We start from the raw sequence: 17,808 nt of genomic DNA on the forward strand, positions 1-17,808 counted from the left end.
ATCAATCCTACTTACGCCACCTGAAAACTAAAATTGAGACTAGCCCAATGACTCACATCTAGGATGTAAGAATCAGTTGCCGTACCATTCATCTCAGCTTTGATACTGCTAGCATTGTGCAAGTCTTGTAGCAAGGCTTGAGCAGTGACTAAAGGATTAACCAAAGCACTGATAGGCTGTTGATCACCTGTGGGATACTTAGCTGTAGCTAAGGCTTTCAAAGTTTCGGGAAAAGGCGCAGTGCTAAAAATTAATTGGTGTTCACATTCGTAGGTAGTTCCGGAAATCATCCAGCCTAATGTAGTTGCAGTTTGTGGTAAAGTCACAGTCTCATTGGGAGCAATGACTACTGGTTTCAGTTGAGGTTTATTGTCTGGAGTATCAGATTCTGAGACTACCTGCCAAGGATAGAAAGCGATCGCACTCCGATGGTTATTGAGTCCCACAAGCATCAAATATAGTGTTTGCTGGCTTTTATTTTGTATCCGGTACTGCACTCGACTCCCAACGGGAATTGTAGGCATGGCGGTTGGTTGGTTGCGGGCAGTAGGATGATTCTGCTCATTGCTAAGATTCCGCAGTGTTTCCCGTTGCAACACCACTCTGGGTGCAATCCCCACAATCTCCAATGTTACCTTCACAGGCAAGCGGGAAGAACCTTCATTTTCTGTGAGTCGCCATAACTTTGTCGCTAACAGAGTTGGTAATTTTGTGGCTAACCGCAGTGCAGCTACTTTCACGGCTTCGCCAAATTCCCCTGTAGTATTGGGAATTAGCTCACCACCCAAAGAAAATAAACCATAGCGGCTCGGAGTTTGCAGGAGTTTACCAAAGATATAATCGGCTGGTTGTTCTCCTTCCACTACCTGAGAAACATGGGGAAGTGTAGCAAAGGCACTTGTAGCATCTACGCGCTCAATTCTTTCCAGTTTAGGATCTAAGGCTACGGTTAAGTTAATGTTACGAGGTAAGACGCGTACTACTTCTTGTAGGAGTTGCCCAACTTTCAGAGGGGTAATATCTGCAACTTTAGCAAGTTGGGCTTTAGCTGTTAATCCATTGCGCGATCGCACTACTAAATGTTCCCCTGATTCTAGAGCTAGCTGGGAATTGATGCCGTAGTATTCTAGTACCTGGGCAGGTAATCCCCCTAACCAGACTTGGGCGGTTTTACCATCATCTTCGGTGGCGATGATTGCCCCCTCTGCCCCCATCGTTCTATCTGGGAGCAAATTGGCAATAGTAACTCCTCCCTGTTGATTTTTCTTTTTACTGATTAATCCTGGCTGCTGTTTGCTCCCTAATTGGAACATCGCACTAGCTACGCGGGAGAAGCTAACTTGAATTGTGGTAGCTGGGGTAGATTCCCACAGTTGTTGAGTTAAAGCGTAGGTGAATAAACCAGCACTAAAACCAGATAGTAAGACTTCCCTTGCGGATTCCTTGAAATCTGAGGTAGCAGATAAAACTACAACCGGACTCACATCAACATCTTGAGTCTTCAGAGCCGCTTGGGTTTGGAGTTTTTGGAGAAACTCTAGTTCAGCTGATGCTAACTGTACCTGTGCTAACTCTTGACGGGCGCGAATTCTTAGCCCAGATGTTTGGGCTGTGTTCGGGGGATAGTAGCTAGTATCTAAGACTGCCGTGACACGTTCTGTGGGCAGCGATCGCAATAATAATAGTAAGGTTTCTTCTAGTAAATAATTCGCAACCTGAGAACCTTGTAAATCTTGATTCTCATTAGCTGGTACTAAAGCATTTTTTACCGTATTTGAGTCTACTGGAATCCGCGTACCGTAGCCGCTAAAGTGGAATACCACCACATCCCCAGGCTGGGCTTGCTTAGTGAGATGATCTAAAAAAGCTGCCTCAATGAATTCCCTGCTAGCTTGTTCCTCAGTCAAGGTGAGAATATCTGAGGATTGGAAGCCAAACCGATGAATCAACAGTTCTTTTTGTAGTTCTACATCGGTGAGACAACCATTAAGAGAGGGACTTTTTTGGTATTGATTGATGCCGATTAGTAATGCCAGTTTACGGGGAGTAGGTTGTGCTAAAGCTTGAGAACAGCGTAACCACTCAGTTTCAGTCACACCCAACACCGCGAGTATTGAGCCAATCCGTTGTAAAAAAGTCCGACGCTTCATAGTTAGCTATCAACCTTCAGCCCCTCAGCATCAAGCTTTTGGGGCTGAAGTGTAGAGTGTACAGTTAAAGTCTATACTGTTTGCTCACCAACAACTTAGCTTAACTCTTGAGAAACAGAGGTGACAGGTGACAGGTGACAGAGGAAGGCAGGGGGAGCAGGGGAGGTTGAGGAGCAGGGGAGGCAAACTAGGGTGTTGACTTTGTACCTTTTCTGGGGTTAAAAATTCATGCCTAATCCTTTCCTTCTTTAAGTAATGAGTAATAAATAATGGATATTTACTCATTACTCATTACTCATTACTCAATTTAATTTTAAGCCAAGACTTGGACTCGCATTGCCCTTGCCAATTCTGCCGCCACTTCTGGACGAGAAAATTCTGGTGGGGGTAACTCACCGCGACGCAGCATTTCTCTAACTTTAGTTCCTGACAGGTGAACTCGTTCCTCTGGTTTGCTGGGACTGGTTTTGGTTGTCGCCATTTGTTTGGTGCGGGTGCAGTAGAAGGCGTGTTCAAACTTCATGGGTACAATTCCGATTTCACTCGGCTCAAATTCATCAAAGATGTATTGAGCATCATAAGTGCCGTAGTAGTCACCCACACCTGCATGATCTCGTCCCACAATAAAGTGAGTACAGCCGTAGTTTTTGCGAACTAAAGCATGGAAAATCGCCTCACGGGGGCCAGCGTAACGCATGGCGGCGGGATTAATTGCTAAAATTACTCGGTCTAAGGGGTAATAGTGTTCTAGCAAAATTTCATAGCAACGCATCCGCACATCCGCAGCGATATCATCTTCTTTGGTTGCCCCTACCAAGGGATGTAAAAATAAACCGTCAACGGTTTCCAAAGCACACTTTTGAATATACTCGTGAGCGCGGTGAATGGGGTTACGGGTTTGGAAACCAACAATTGTTTTCCAACCTTTTTCTCTAAACATCTGCCGTGAAGCAGCTGGATCGATTTGGTATTTGGGGAAATAAGGGTGATCATCCCGTTGCAGCAGCCAGATATCACCAGCCAGATTTACAGCACCTTGGTTATAAACTACTTGCACGCCAGGATGTTTAGCGTCATCAGTGCGGTAGACGTTGATTGCTTCGCGGGCTTTATCGTAATGATATTTTTGTGTGAGTTGCAAAACCCCGATATACTCACCTTGGGGATTATCTAGACGGATGTAACCACCTTCGTGTAAAGGTGCAGCTACTTCTTCTGTTACAGAAAGTGTAATCGGAATTGACCACACCAAACCGTTAGCGAGGCGCATTTCTGTCACTACGCGATCGTAGTCTTCCTGGTTCATAAAACCAGTCAGGGGACTAAAACCACCGATCGCAATCATTTCTAAATCAGAAACTGCTCGCTCGTCAAGTTGCACTCGTGGCAAAAAATCAGCCTTGGAAAGAAAATCTGCTTTTTGCTCTGGCGTAGCAATGCGGTTAATCAACTGTCCACCATGTGGTGCAATGGCATCTGGTTGCTGACTCAACTTACAATCCCCCCTTAGCGATAAGTATGTGTAATTGTTGCGAACTATGTACTAACTTATCAAAATGCAGGTACAGAGAGATAAATAGTTTGGGAATTGGGAAGACAAGGGTAAAATCAACTTCCCTGATTAAGGTAAAAATTACCCTCATATTATAGAAGAGACGTTGCATGGAACGTCTCTACAAGGTTTTAAAAAATTCTTTTGTGGTTCATTTACCTGAAAATCGCTGTCAGCTAAGAAGGGGTAATTTTGGCGTACATCAAAATCTAGACACAGTTAACTAAACTGTTCAATAATCCCGCCACCTAGGACTTTTTCCCCGTCGTACCATACCGCAGCTTGTCCCGGCGTAATACTGAACTGTGGTTCATCAAACACCAAACGGACACGGGAATTTTCTAAAGGAATCACCGTCACTGGTTCGGGTGTAGAACGATAGCGAATCTGCACCTCAGCACGAATGGGAGCAGCAGGTTCCGCCATAGATACCCAATTGACTCGCCCGACTGTACACTCTGCTTGAGTAGCTTTCGTGCGATCGCCTACAATCACTTTATTATTCACTGCATCTAAGGCAATCACATACAGTGGTTCCGGTGCAGCAATTCCCAATCCTTTCCGTTGCCCAATGGTGTAATGATGGACACCATCATGCTGCCCCAAGACTTTGCCTGTGGTATCCACAATATCACCTTGCTTGGGAGCTAGATACTTATCCAAAAATGACCGCATAGAGCCGTTACTTTCCACTAAGCACAAATCTTGACTTTCTGGCTTATCGGCAGTTTTTAGCCCATGTTCAGCCGCAACGCGACGGGTTTCAGCTTTCTCCATTTCCCCTAGTGGAAATATTGATGCTGCCAGCAAATCTTGAGACAAATCATACAGGAAATAAGATTGGTCTTTGTTGCGGTCAACAGCCCTTAATAATTGGTAACGTCCTGTGGCTGCGTCGTAGTTGATGCGGGCATAATGACCTGTGGCGATGCGATCAGAGGCCAACTGTTCACGGGCATACTGTACCATAGGGCCGAACTTGACGGTTTTATTACATTGAGAGCAAGGTAAGGGTGTAATACCGGCACTATAACCCGTGACTAAATAATCAACAATATGAGTTTGAAAGACATCCCGCATATCTACAACTTGATGGGGAATGCCCAATTGTTCACAAATATAAGCCGCGTCGATCATCCCTTCAGAGCAACATTGCCCTTTGCCTTTCATCAGCCAAAGGGTCAAACCGATCACTTCATAGCCCTGATGGTGTAAAATAGCGGCGGCGGTGGAACTGTCAACGCCACCAGAAAGACCAACGACGACTTTTTTCATATCTCTAAACGGTGCTTGGCTAACCGCCTTGCAGAATGGAAAAATTTAAGTTTTCAATAATTAACTTGGGGTTTTAGGCAATCAACGCAAATCTCTAGTTAAAAGAATTGCGATCGCTACCTAAAAGCACAATACAAAAGATTTTTGACTGCTCAATTGTAGCATATATCCTTCAAAGCCTTGCTGATTAGGGATTGGGGAAGAAGCAGGGGGGCTGGGGGGAAAAATCCAATGCCCAGTGCCTCATGCTCCAAACTGCAATTTTTGGAAATGTTTTCATTGCCACTTAGACGGACTCAATTTAAGCTAGCACTAGGTAAGTTCTACTGAATTACTTAGTTACTAATATGTCCAGTCAGATCACAGCCAAATCTCTTATATTACCAATCATGCCTGTTTTTCTGGGCAGTTGGTTTGCTCTTATTGCCTCTACTCCCGCACAAGGGCAAGTTAATCACAATGACAGAATGCTACTAGCTCAAGCAGTATTTGAAAGTTTACCACCGCCGCCAGGATTCGTGCAGGATCAGCCTGTGGAATTTAATCAATTCGGTCAAAGTTCCGAATTCTATCAACCAACACAGTCTCAATACAACCAAAACTTTCAACGTTACTCAGTGTACGTGGAAAATCGAACCTCTCAAACCCTACAACAAGTACGTCGAGTTGAACCTACAGCTTATCTTAGGCAATACAACGGACGTTCTGTAGTGCAGGCAGGAGTGTTTAATAGTTTATCTAATGCTCAACAACGAGTCTTAGAATTACAGTCTATGGGTATTTATGGTGCTAGTATTGCCGGATTTTCTAGTGGACAGCAAACACCTGATTATTCTAATTATCCTGCCAATAGCAATAATGTCAGTAACAGACCTAGGTATTATGTAACTATTCCGGCAAAATCCCAGGATTTACCCACAATTGCCGGCCAAGTTAGACAAATTACTGGTTTATACAGTTTGGTCAATCAAAGAACACAACCGCTAGGGCCACACGTAGCCGTGGGGCCTTTTAACCAACGAGCTGAAGCCACAAGGGTAAACAAGTTTCTGCGCGATCGCGGATTCGGTAATGCTAGAGTTTTCTACGGTAAATAAAGTGAGCGGTGGTGTAATGACATCATTCATGCCTGGAAGCATCGGGCATAATTGCATTGTGAAAATTTACACCACTGAGGTTAGCACCACTCAGATTAGCTCCTCTGAGGTTAGCACCGCTCAGATTAGCTCCTCTGAGGTTAGCATTTTTAAGATTTGTCCATCCCAAGTCAGCACCACTTAAGTCAGCTTCTGTTAAATCCACCCGCAATAAATATGCACCGCCCAAATGAGCCTGATTGAGACGCGCTTTATATAGATTGGCTTTGTAGAGATAAGCGCCCATTAAGTCTACTGCAAATAAGTTGGCTTCACTGATATCAGCCTCAATTAAGTTAGCTTCTATGAGGTTGGCAAAACCAAGATTAGCTCGATTTAATTGAACTGCACCTAAATCAGCTTCCCTGAAATTAGCACCGCTTAACTCAGTCCCAATCAAGTTAGCATTGGTGAGAGTTGCACCTCTGAGATTAGCCCCACTCAAATCAGAGCCGATGAGAGTAGCCTGGCTTAAATCAGCCTGAGTCAGTACAGCTTCGCGCAAATTAGCCACACTCAAATTAGCTGCTCTTAAGTTAGCTTCACTTAGTTTAGTTCGGTAAAGATTGGCACTACTGATGTTAGCATGACTGAGGTTAGCACGTACCAGTAAAGCATGACTTAAATCTACTTTGTTTAAATTTACACCTTGAAGGTTAGCGCCTCTAAGGTTGTTTTTTTGCAGGTTGGCGGCACTCAAGTCTGGTTCAATTTGGGGATATGTTTTTCTCCATTCAATCCACTGGACTGCACCCGCTTGTAATAAAGCCAGATGCTCTACATTTGCCATTTACTCTCTACTCTCCTTGATTAGTGTTCAAATCAGTCTGTTTTTCTTCCCGTACCTCCCCTGCTCCCCCTGCTCTCCTACTCCTGACGGCCAATTGGGGAACTACTCCGTCCAGCTACATTTTCAATCGCGGCTTTTGCCCCGGCTGCACCTGCGAGAATATCCCGTTCTGCTCCACCCAAATACAATCGTCCAAAGCTTCCCACAGCCTGCACTTCCAAGATATTAATTGATGCGGCTTTTTCCGCTTCATTGGCAGCTAGAGCAGCGTAAGCAGCAGGTTCAACTTCTAAGACATATAACGTTTGCCCTGCCAGTAGTAGCTGTCCTCGGCGGGTGCGATTGATTAGTTGTGCTTGATAAGCATCTATGTTGCGAATAATCTGGCTAGAAACAACACGGGGTTTGAGACATTCCTCTCTTTTAACTCCTAGTGTGGCTAAAATTGCTTGCCCTGCTGCCCGCGTTTCCCCTTGAGAGCCTGAATGCACTTCTAATAATCCATATAATCTTTCCACTACCTGCACCCCAGGACGAACGGAAGCAGCTTTGAGGGCTACATCTGTAATTCGATTAATTTCGATACCAGGGGAGATTTCAATCCATAGTGATGTATCACCTGGTAAGGGTAGGAAGCCTGGGGCTACTGTTCCTATGTATGCTGCGTGTTGTGGTTGCAGGCTGTCGAGAAATACGAAACTGCGTAGTTCTATTCCCAAGGCTATGCTCTCCAGTCATGAAGGTAAAGTTATATTTCGCAAATGTAACTTTAAACTACCACAAGCCCGGATATTGTCTGAGTTTTTTACCTCATTTGTACACTACCCGAAAACGCTCACAGACTAAGGGCATATCAGATGTTGGTTCTTTTCCAATCAGGGGTAATACACGGGAGAAATATTCCCAGTGTGCTGTTCTCCAAGCATCAAGGGAGCGATCGCCTTCACCTTCATCATAGGCAAACTGGGCATCTACTTCTCTAAAAGCTCTAATTTTCACCTCTGTAGTTTCAATGATGCAGAGTGGTTTGTTTTTGCCATCAAGCACAATTGTTTTTAATCCCACCTCTGGAAGTGGGCTGCCCTCAGCCTCCCATTCCCATAGTGCTGAACAAGTAGCAGTTTTAACTCCTACTAACACCAATTTACCCAGTTCATCTGCTAGCTGGAGATTGTCTCCAAATGGTTCTGCATCATATTGCTCATCGCTAGATGAGTTACCACCTGCAACCATCGTTAAATAACTTTGCCAATAATCTTCTATTTGTGCCTGATTCATAAATTTTTATATCTAATGCTACAGCGATCGCATCATACATAAAATTTGGAATAGGCTGGGAGTAGGGAAGACAAGGTAGAATCATTTCTCAATGCCCCAATCCCCAATCCCCAATCCCCAGTCCCCACTCCCCAGTCCCCACTCCCTGAAGGATTTCCGTAGCTTTATCAGCAGATAGGGGCTTATGGAACAGGAAACCTTGTACATTTTCACAATGGATAGATTTTAAGAACTCCAGTTCTTCTGGCTTTTCTACACCTTCGGCGGTAAGTTTTAACCCTAAGCTTCTACCTAAAGTGACGATCGCTTTGACAATATGCGCTACCCTCACATCTGTAGTCAACTCGCGAATGAAAGAACTATCAATTTTGAGATTATGCAGTGGTAAAAGTTGTAACCTTGAGAGGGATGAATGACCTGTACCAAAGTCATCAATTGACAGATGCACACCCATCTGTTCCAAATCATGCAATACCTTTTTGGTGAAATTTATATCTTCAATAGCGGTTGTTTCTGTAATTTCTAACTCTAAAAATTGCGCTGCTAACCCTGTTTCTGCAAGAATTTCGGCAACAATTACTACTAAATTTGGTTGGCGGAACTGCTTAGGGGAGAGATTCACGGCAATGATTAAAGGGGGAAATCCTGCCTCTTGCCAAGCTCGATTTTGCTTACAGGCTGTCCGCAATACCCATTCTCCAATCGGGATAATTAATCCACTTTCTTCTGCTAAGGGAATAAAAACATTAGGTGCTACGATTCCCATTTCTGGATGCTGCCAGCGTAACAAGGCTTCCATACCAGTAATTTTTCCGGTGTGAATATTAATTTGGGGCTGATAGTACACCGTGAATTCTTGCTTTTCTAGGGCATAGCGTAAATTCTTCTCTAAATTTAAAATATCAGGAGTCTTGTCACTCAAGGATGTACTATAAAATTGATAGTTATTTCTTCCTTCATCCTTGGCATGATACAAAGCTGTATCTGCGTGCTGGATCAAAGTTTCCGCATCCTGACTATGTTCATCTAGTAAGGCAATCCCTAAACTAGCACTGACATATAATTCATGTCCTTCCAAACAAAAAACTTTCTCGAAGGCCTTTAATATTCTCCAGGCGACTTGGTTAACTTCTTCCAGATAATTAATGCGGGGTAAGAGGATAGTAAATTCATCTCCCCCCCAACGTGCTACCGTGTCTCCGGCTCTCAGAGATGCTTGTAATCTCTGCGCTACGTTTTGGAGTAAGCGATCGCCCAAGGTGTGACCCAAGGTATCATTAATAATCTTAAAGCGGTCAAGATCCAGGAAGATGACGGCTAGACTTTCGTGATTACGGGCAGCATTGGCTAAAGCTTTAACCAGTAGTTGATCAAACAATAACCGATTGGGCAGTCCAGTCAGGGAATCATGAAGGGCTTGGTAACGAATCTTTTCTTCTACCTGCTGACGTTGCCAAGCGCCACTGATACTAGCTGCCATTGTTAATAGTGTAGATTCTTCTTGCTTTGACCAGACACGCTCTTGGTGACAATCCGCTAAACCCAAAGCACCCCAAAATTGGTCTTCTAACCGCAGTGGCACTAACAGCAGGGATTGAATACTGTCTCGCATCAGGATTTCAGTTTCGGCAACAGGAAATTCCTGAGTCAGTCCCTGAATTGACTGTCCACTAGATAGAACAGTATACCAACGTGATAAAGCCGGAGACTGATAAACTTGATTTTGCCAGTGATGTTGTGAGGATTCTAAAGGTGAGCGTGTCCATTCACATTGCAGGCTGACTGCTATTTCTGCTGTTTGGGGATGGAGATGATTCTTAAATAGATAAGCACGATCTGCTTGGGCTGCTTCACCTAGTACAGCCAGGGCTTTTTCTAGGGCAGTTTCGTAGTCCATTTCTACAAGCAAATAATTGGCTGCTTCTGCCACTGCTTGCAGTAAGCGATCGCGTTGGCGCAGTTCTGCTTCCGCTTGCTTTTGCTCAGTAATATCTCTGATAATATAAGTTCTAATTAAATCACTTTCCGCTAAATGATGGACGGATTGTTCAAAAACTTTTTGACCAAAGGTGACTTCTCGGACAAAAGAATTAACTTTACGGCTTTTTACTTCAGTGATGATTTCTTTTAAGATGGGATGGTGTTTTCCCAACTCCCTCAATCTGGGAAACTTCACAGATGCGGCTGGATTGAGATAAGTTAAGTTACCCTCTAAATCTGTCTCAATGATGGGATTGGGGATGAGTTCAGGAAAAGATGCTAAACGAGCTAGAGCCGTTTCGGTAGCTCCTTCAAATTCAGGATCAACTATTGCGGTTTGAAAAGGTTGGACAGGACTAGATTGCTCAGATAGAAAATCTGATAAGTCTTCGACGTTAACCGATTCAGAAAAGGCCTGTTCTGATAGATTGGAAATAGCATAGTATTTAGCCTGAGCTTGGTTGCAACCAAAGGTGATGACATCTCCATGTTGGAGATTATGGGAGACGCATCTGTTGCCATTCACAATTAAGCCGTTGGTACTGCCTTGTCCCTTGAAGTTACCATCAATAATCCGAAAGCTATATTGCTCAGTTTTAGGAAGAGTTACCCGCAATAAAATGGCGTGCTGCCTTGATACTGAGCGAGAATGAAGGACAATGGCGTTACTGCTATGCCGTCCAATAGAATATGTCGCCTCTTGTAAAGGTATAGTTCGTTGTCCTTGTAAGTCCTGAACAACTAACAGGTGGCGTATTTTTTCTCGCTCTTTACCAGACATCGTTTCCTCTCACACACTCATGTCTTTGGATCTTTGATTTGCAATATACTCATTACACTAGGCGTTAACTTTTAGCTTTTATCAAGAAAGGCAGAGGGCAGAGGGCAGGAGGCAGAAGGAATACTGGCCTCTGTCCTCTGCCGCGACCATTCCCCGAAGGGGTTCCCGCAGGGTAGGGAGCAAGGGTTTAAGACCCCCACCAAATTGAAAATTTGGTGGCTCTTGTTTAGGAGGGGTCGGAATCCCCTTCTAAACAAAACCTTCTGCCCTCTGCCTCCTGCCTCCTGCCTTCTTCAATTTCCACAACAGCTATATTACCCAGATCAATGACAATGTATGAGGTTACTGGTGTTCTTCACAATGGACAATCCTCTAGAGGAAGATACTCATTTACCAGTCGGTTCTGCCATTAGACATCTCCAGAAATTAAATATGCGTTTTCCAGAAACCTTGTAGAAACGTTCTATAGAACGTCTCTACATTCTTTTTTGGAGATGTCTATTGTAAATCCTGTTATTTGTTTCCCCTCCCAAACAAATTAGACAAATCTAGGACTTGCGGCCGCTCTCTTTGACATTAGTCTTCTTAACTACCAAGAATAAATCAAATGCGTAATATTATACTTGGTATATTTGCGGATTTTTGTGTGAAATATCAGAGTGTGATTTTTAGCGTATACATATCTAACTTGTTAAAATTAGGAATTTTAACAAGTTAGATAACGCAAAATCATCATGAATGCAAATACTACTTATCTTATGTAAAAAAAGGCATAAGGCGACATTTTTAACACACGATTAACACTGATGATTGATATTTTGAACCATTCTCAATCATTATAGGGTGGGGAATGCCAACGCCCCTTGGAGCGATTGTGTTGGGCAGGGTAACAGTCCCCGTCCAACACCTTCCCTGTTGCCTCTTGCCTGTTCCTTGTTCCCTTTTAAGCTGTCCCGTTCGCGGTAGCGTTGCGTATTCAAGGAAAGGGCGATGCGGGGAGTATGCCAGTATTACAGTTTCTATTCATTAATTTAGGTTTTGGACAAGTTTTAGTATAATCAGTGGCCAAGCGCAAATAAAAATTTAATTAAAACAATCAAAATTTTGAATAGACCAAGCTAAGTTATTTTTTTAAAGGTCTTCTGTTGGGGAGCATCCACTTTGGCAAGAAACACCGGACGATTGGCAATCACGCCTATACAAACTAAACCCGCACAGGCGAGTTTTAGATAGTCGGCAAAGGCTGACTTCCGTACCAGACGCTACGCAAACGTTTGCGTACCCCCAGACTTCAGTTTGTTAGGGAGGCGGTACTAAGTATGGATCTATTTTTTCAGTGAGCTTTTTAATGATTGAGGAAAAACAGAAAAATGACAGTAAATTTACGCAAAAACATAAACGATTTTAGTCAAAAAAGCGAAAATTATGTGATGTGCTTTTGAAGCAATTAAGCAAAATTATTTATCAACCCTGGGGGGAGATAATGCTTTGAGGTTGCTACCGACCACACTCCGTATCAGTGAATGTAGCTTCTTTCTTGAGGAGTGGAGTTGCCACATTTTCCGAAATTCCACTGATATGTACGTCTGTACGATAAAATAATAAAAACTTCGCTGAGAACCTAACCGTGTCGAGACAAACAGACTAATCTGAGGTACTATCACCGCAGAAAGACCGGACTTAGGGAATGAGTAAACTTAAAAAACTTGATATTTCTGTTTTTGTTACTTCATTTAAAACAAATCTATAATTTATGGACGTTCAACAAGCCTTAGCCTTTGTTGACACTTTAATCTTTGAGAAAAAAGGTAAGCATCTAAGTGATTTGCAAAGGCTACTTCTGCATTCATCTTGGTCAGATCCGCACTTACGCTACCATGATATCGCCAAAACCTATGGCTATTCAGTGAATTATCTGAAGCAGGATATTGGTCCGAAGTTATGGCAGCTGCTGTCGGAGGTTTGCGGTGAAAAAGTGAGTAAAAGCAATTTTCGCTCGGCCTTAGAAAGGCGATTGCATCAAACAGATGTTACTGCTGTTGTTGAGGACAGTTTACCGTTGACAACTTTGAGTGAGCAGGTGATCGACACGCCAGATATAGTCAACACCCCTGTATGCGAGATGACAAGATACCAAGACTGGGGAGATGCACCTGATGTTTCCGTGTTCTACAATCGGACTGAAGAACTGGCAACCCTAAAACAATGGATAGTCGGTGATGGCTGTCGCTTGGTAGTTCTGCTAGGTATGGGAGGAATCGGCAAAACCCATCTCAGCGTTAAGTTGGCCGAAAAAATTCAGGATCATTTTGAATATTTGATTTGGCGATCGCTAGTTCCTGCCCCTCCGTTACAACAACTTGCCCTGGAACTCCTGAAATTTTTGACACAAGGAGAAGAAAACAATTTACCCATCAGACTTGAGGAGCAAATTTCTACTCTGATGCAAATTTTGAAAAAAAAACGGTGTTTATTAATATTAGATAATGTTGAGACAATTTTGAGAGGTGGTGTCTTAGCAGGTCAATATCAAGAAGGCTACGAAGACTACAGAATGTTTTTCCAAAGGTTAGGAGAATGCCATCATCACAGTTGCTTGCTCTTGACTACGAGAGAGAAACCGAAAGAAATTACCTTCATGCAAGGAGAAACCTTACCAGTTCGCTCTTTAAAAATAGAAGGACTAAATTTTCAAGCAGGACAACAACTTTTACAACTCAAAGGATGTTTTTTAGAATCCGAAGCATCTTATGAAGAATTTATTACCAACTATGGTGGTAATCCCTTAGCCTTAAAAATTGTTTCGGCAATCGCCAAGGATTTATATAATGGCAATATTTCCGAATTTATTAGAAATAAATCATTGATTCTAGGAGAGATTAACGGGATTTTAGATCAACAATTTAATCGCTTGCTTTTTTCAGAAAAGAGTTTTTTATACTGGCTAACTATCGAACAAGAAGCAATCTATGAGAGCGATTTGAGCGCGGGGATAATTCCCGAAATTTCCCCTGGAATCATCATTGAAACTGTTCAATCTCTTTTGCATCGCTCCCTGCTGGAGAAAAAAAACAAAAAGTTCTTCTTACAACCTGTAGTTAGAGAATATTTACAAAATAAGATAGTTGAGCAAATTTTTGCAGAGATAGAGAGCGAAAATATTCGCTTATTAAACCAATACCCTTTAGTAAAATCAGCAGCTAAAGAATATCTCAAACAAGTTCAGATGAAGCTATTTATCCAACCTTTAGCAGAGAGGTTGTTAACATCCTATAAAAATCTTGAAAAAATTGCCAGAAAATGCCAAAAAATTCTTGCAGATTTGCGAGATAACGTGAACTTAGAACCCGGATATGCGGCGGGAAATATCATTAATATCTTATGTCACTTACAAGTGGAACTCACGGGTTATGACTTCTCTAACTTAACTGTTTGGTCTGGCTGTTTACAAAAAACCAACCTCCACAATGTTAATTTTACTCACGCCGATCTTAGTCAATCAGTATTTGCCAAACAGTTAACTAGCATTTTATCTCTAGCCTTTAGTCCCAATGGTAAATTACTGGCTACTGGCGATGTGAATGGGGAAATTCATCTCAGGGAAATTGCCAATGGGCAGCTAATTCTCAGCTGTAAAGGACACGCCGGGTGGGTACATTCGATTACTTTTAGCGCCGATGGCAAAATGCTTTGTAGTGCTAGCAGCGATCATACTGTGAAACTATGGGACGTGTTCGACGGCAGTTGTCTGAAAACACTTGTAGGGCATCATCAGCGAGTGCGTTCAGTCGCCTTTAGTCCCGATGGCAAGCTTGTAGCTAGTGGCGGTAGTGATGCCACAATTAGGGTTTGGGATGCTAACACTGGTGAATGTCTCCAAGTTTTGTTAGGACATGAAAGTTATGTTTGGTCTGTCGCTTTCTCTCCTGATGGCAGAATGATCGCCAGTGGCAGTGAAGATAAGAGTATTAAGCTTTGGGATGTGAATAGGGGTGAATGTCGGCAAACCCTATTAGAACATCATCGTTGGGTGCGGGCGATCGCCTTTAGCCCCGATGGTAAACTGCTAGCCAGTGGTAGTGGCGATCGCACCCTCAAAATTTGGGAAACCGACACTGGCAAATGTTTACGAACCTTAACCGGACATACCCAAAGATTGCGATCGGTCGCCTTTAGTCCCGATGGTAAGCTGGTGGCTAGTGGTAGTGGTGATCACACAGTCAGGCTGTGGAGTGTTGCTGATGGACAAAGCCTCAAAACTCTACACGGTCACAACAGTCTTTTGACATCTGTTGCCTTTAGCCCCAATGGCACAATCTTAGCTACTGGTGGAGAAGATCGGTCTGTGCGACTGTGGGAAGTTAGCACGGGTAGCTGCATCGACATTTGGCAAGGTTACGGTAGTTGGATTCAATCAGTCGCCTTCAGTCCCGACGGCAAAACCCTAGCCAGTGGTAGTGAAGATAAAACCGTCCGCTTGTGGAATCTGGAAAAGGCTGATTCTGTCAAAACTCCCCCCGATTCTATGGTCTTAGAAGGACATCGCGGATGGGTTTGTTCTGTCGCCTTTAGTCCCGATGGCAAACATCTTGCTAGTGGCAGCAGTGACTATACTATTAAGCTTTGGGATGTGAATACGGGTCAATGCCTGAAAACCTTGCAAGGACACAGCCGTTGGATTGGTTCAGTGGCCTTTAGTCCCGATGGACTCACACTAGCTAGTTGCAGTGGTGACTACACCATCAAGTTATGGGATATCATTACGGGAAACTGCCTAAAAACTCTCAAGGGACATGAGGGTTGGCTATGGTCTGTGCAATTTAGTCCCGATGGAGCTACCTTAGCCAGTGCTTCTGAAGACAAAACTATTAAACTGTGGGATGTTGCCACGGGTAAATGTATCAATACGCTGGTAGGACATACTAGCTGGGTACAAGGTATCTCTTTTAGTCCCGATGGTAAACTTTTAGCGAGTGGGAGTTGTGATTGTACTATTCGCTTGTGGGATGTCGTTACAGGAGAATGTTTAGAAACATTACGGGGTCATACAAGTTGGGTACAGTCAGTAGCGTTTAGTCCTCATGGGGAAATTTTGGCTAGTGGTAGTTGCGACCAAACCGTGAAGTTTTGGAATATCAATACAGGTAAATGTCAGCAAACAATCCCAGCTCATCAAAGTTGGGTATGGTCAGTGGCTTTTAGTCCCAATGGGGAGATTGTGGCAAGCGGTGGTCAAGATGAAACGATTCAACTGTGGGATATTCATACAGGAAAATGCCTAGATATTTTGAGAACAAAACGACCTTATGAAGGTATGTGTATTACAGGAGCAAAAGGATTAACAGATGTACAACGAGAAGCCTTAAAATTTTTAGGTGCAGTAGATTAGATCATGTGCTGTCTTCTCTGTCTGCAATCCCCTGCTATAACTTGATAAGAGTATTACCCATCCGCATCATCACCTTTCTGGGTTCGCTGGGTTTTTCCCCATTGCTATTTTCATGACTCCATTGAGCGATTTCCTGATCTAATACCTTCTTTAATATCTGACGGTAAGGAAATTTCAAAGCAAGGGGATCAGACATTTGTTCTTCATCTGGTTTAATGATTCCTTGTGAAGTGGGCAAGTATATTTTTTGAAATCTGCGATAGTAACCACCAAGATTAGCATAATCCCAACCTTTAAGTTGTTTTAAAATTCCATAAAGACTGGAAGCAGTCATATAAGTAAATAGATTTGCTAAAGGATTTCTACCGACTTGAGCTTGAATATTGGGTTCTGAAAAATCAAAATTCCAAATTTTCGAGCCATCAGGAAAAATGATTTCCAATTGATAAATCACCTGCCATCGGCAATGCTCTATAAACAGAAACTTTTTATTTTTATTAATAAATTCAGCTAGATTAACACTAATTTCTTGACAAATTACCTCCTGCATATAATCGAGATCATAATTATCGGGATTACCATCTATCATTTCATTCCCGACTTGCACTGGTGAAAAATCCAAATCTGCTCTCTGATCAGAAATTTTGTTGACAAATTTGCATTGACCTGTTAAATGATTAAATTCGCCATGCTCAAAATTTAAAATATCGCCAGGATCTAACGCAAAAATATTTTCACCTATTTCTGGACAAGCAATTTTGATATCATGACAAAACCGTTCTCGCGTTACCGGGAATACAATTTTATTCAGCCATGAAGCACCACCATTACATCTAAAAGCATTAGAACCGGGAGCTACGGCTTTGGGCTGAATCGTACTAATCGTCTCGATTAACTTGCCATAAATATAATAGGGAAAAGACAAACTCATATTCATCTGATAGTTCATCTCTAACATTGGTTGCCATGTCGCTAAGAGGAAATCTATTTTTTCATAGCGAGATTTAATCAGACGAATAGTATTAAGACTCACAACTGTATCAACTTGGTTCCAAAAACATCCTGATTCGTCAGTAAAGATGACACCATATTCAGGTACTCGGTTTTCTGAACGAGTGGTTAACAAACTTGTGGAACCAAATTTTACTTGATTAAAATCTTTTAAAGTGTAGATATAAGAATATCCTAATTGACGCAGACAGTCTTCTATCAATTTGTCTTCGGGAATTAGTACATCGACGTTTTTTGGTAAATAAGCCAGAGAACGAATATGAAAGTGATCTAAGTGTTGATGGGAAATGATTAATACATCAAATTCTGGAATATTTTCATGAATCACTTCTCTCTGTGGACAAATATCAAATAAGCCTTCTTGGTGTGGGTCCCAGAGAACTGGGTCCATTAAAATTTGACAATCTTGTGTTTTAACGAAAAGAGAGGCGTGTCCAATTACATGAATTTCCATATTCTTAAAAGC

11 protein-coding genes are annotated in these 17,808 nt (G+C 42.6%); 3 read left to right on the plus strand and 8 right to left on the minus strand.

Annotation, left to right across the window (positions count from 1 at the left end):
* Nucleotides 1–11: 11 nt before the first annotated feature.
* From NOS7524_RS03350 to mnmA, 3 genes are all read right to left on the minus strand, one after another.
* A complete protein-coding gene (locus tag NOS7524_RS03350) occupies nt 12–2,150 on the minus strand; it encodes a caspase family protein (protein WP_015137058.1) in 2,139 nt (712 codons plus the stop codon).
* Nucleotides 2,151–2,463: 313 nt separating this feature from the next.
* Entirely contained in the window at nt 2,464–3,642 is a 1,179-nt protein-coding gene (sat, locus tag NOS7524_RS03355) for a sulfate adenylyltransferase (RefSeq protein ID WP_015137059.1), read from the minus strand.
* Between the two features lie 279 nt (nt 3,643–3,921).
* Nucleotides 3,922–4,977: a tRNA 2-thiouridine(34) synthase MnmA gene (mnmA, locus tag NOS7524_RS03360; RefSeq protein WP_015137061.1), complete on the minus strand. Its 1,056-nt coding sequence runs from the start codon at nt 4,975–4,977 to the stop codon at nt 3,922–3,924.
* 347 nt (nt 4,978–5,324) lie between these two features.
* Here mnmA and NOS7524_RS03365 point away from each other — a divergent pair, with 347 nt between their 5' ends.
* Nucleotides 5,325–6,074, plus strand: coding sequence for a hypothetical protein (locus tag NOS7524_RS03365; protein WP_015137062.1), 750 nt, complete (start codon nt 5,325–5,327; stop codon nt 6,072–6,074).
* Nucleotides 6,075–6,096: 22 nt separating this feature from the next.
* Here NOS7524_RS03365 and NOS7524_RS03370 read toward each other — a convergent pair whose 3' ends face one another.
* From NOS7524_RS03370 to NOS7524_RS03385, 4 genes are all read right to left on the minus strand, one after another.
* Nucleotides 6,097–6,903, minus strand: coding sequence for a pentapeptide repeat-containing protein (locus tag NOS7524_RS03370; protein ID WP_015137063.1), 807 nt, complete (start codon nt 6,901–6,903; stop codon nt 6,097–6,099).
* Between the two features lie 77 nt (nt 6,904–6,980).
* Nucleotides 6,981–7,622: a bacterial microcompartment protein gene (locus NOS7524_RS03375; protein ID WP_015137064.1), complete on the minus strand. Its 642-nt coding sequence runs from the start codon at nt 7,620–7,622 to the stop codon at nt 6,981–6,983.
* 91 nt (nt 7,623–7,713) lie between these two features.
* Complete coding sequence (locus tag NOS7524_RS03380) at nt 7,714–8,181, minus strand: ASCH domain-containing protein (RefSeq protein ID WP_015137065.1); 468 nt, start codon at nt 8,179–8,181, stop codon at nt 7,714–7,716.
* Nucleotides 8,182–8,269: 88 nt separating this feature from the next.
* Nucleotides 8,270–10,942 carry an EAL domain-containing protein gene (locus NOS7524_RS03385; RefSeq protein WP_015137066.1) on the minus strand — a complete coding sequence of 891 codons (2,673 nt, stop codon included), beginning with the start codon at nt 10,940–10,942 and terminating at the stop codon, nt 8,270–8,272.
* Nucleotides 10,943–11,302: 360 nt separating this feature from the next.
* Here NOS7524_RS03385 and NOS7524_RS30390 point away from each other — a divergent pair, with 360 nt between their 5' ends.
* Both NOS7524_RS30390 and NOS7524_RS03390 read left to right on the plus strand, forming a co-directional pair.
* Nucleotides 11,303–11,398, plus strand: coding sequence for a DUF1466 family protein (locus NOS7524_RS30390; protein WP_216087503.1), 96 nt, complete (start codon nt 11,303–11,305; stop codon nt 11,396–11,398).
* A gap of 1,297 nt (nt 11,399–12,695) precedes the next feature.
* Nucleotides 12,696–16,331 carry an NB-ARC domain-containing protein gene (locus NOS7524_RS03390; protein ID WP_015137067.1) on the plus strand — a complete coding sequence of 1,212 codons (3,636 nt, stop codon included), beginning with the start codon at nt 12,696–12,698 and terminating at the stop codon, nt 16,329–16,331.
* Between the two features lie 34 nt (nt 16,332–16,365).
* Here NOS7524_RS03390 and NOS7524_RS03395 read toward each other — a convergent pair whose 3' ends face one another.
* Entirely contained in the window at nt 16,366–17,796 is a 1,431-nt protein-coding gene (locus NOS7524_RS03395; RefSeq protein WP_015137068.1) for an MBL fold metallo-hydrolase, read from the minus strand.
* Nucleotides 17,797–17,808 lie beyond the last annotated feature (12 nt).

It is taken from the genome of Nostoc sp. PCC 7524 (assembly GCF_000316645.1).
Lineage (GTDB): Bacteria > Cyanobacteriota > Cyanobacteriia > Cyanobacteriales > Nostocaceae > Trichormus.

Coding starts and splice junctions, on each gene's coding strand:
- NOS7524_RS03350 (WP_015137058.1), bottom strand. CDS start 2,150: ATGAAGCGTCGGACTTTTTTACAACGGATTGGCTCAATACTCGCGGTG.
- mnmA (WP_015137061.1), bottom strand. CDS start 4,977: ATGAAAAAAGTCGTCGTTGGTCTTTCTGGTGGCGTTGACAGTTCCACC.
- NOS7524_RS03365 (WP_015137062.1), top strand. CDS start 5,325: ATGTCCAGTCAGATCACAGCCAAATCTCTTATATTACCAATCATGCCT.
- NOS7524_RS03370 (WP_015137063.1), bottom strand. CDS start 6,903: ATGGCAAATGTAGAGCATCTGGCTTTATTACAAGCGGGTGCAGTCCAG.
- NOS7524_RS03380 (WP_015137065.1), bottom strand. CDS start 8,181: ATGAATCAGGCACAAATAGAAGATTATTGGCAAAGTTATTTAACGATG.
- NOS7524_RS03385 (WP_015137066.1), bottom strand. CDS start 10,942: ATGTCTGGTAAAGAGCGAGAAAAAATACGCCACCTGTTAGTTGTTCAG.
- NOS7524_RS30390 (WP_216087503.1), top strand. CDS start 11,303: ATGGACAATCCTCTAGAGGAAGATACTCATTTACCAGTCGGTTCTGCC.
- NOS7524_RS03390 (WP_015137067.1), top strand. CDS start 12,696: ATGGACGTTCAACAAGCCTTAGCCTTTGTTGACACTTTAATCTTTGAG.
- NOS7524_RS03395 (WP_015137068.1), bottom strand. CDS start 17,796: ATGGAAATTCATGTAATTGGACACGCCTCTCTTTTCGTTAAAACACAA.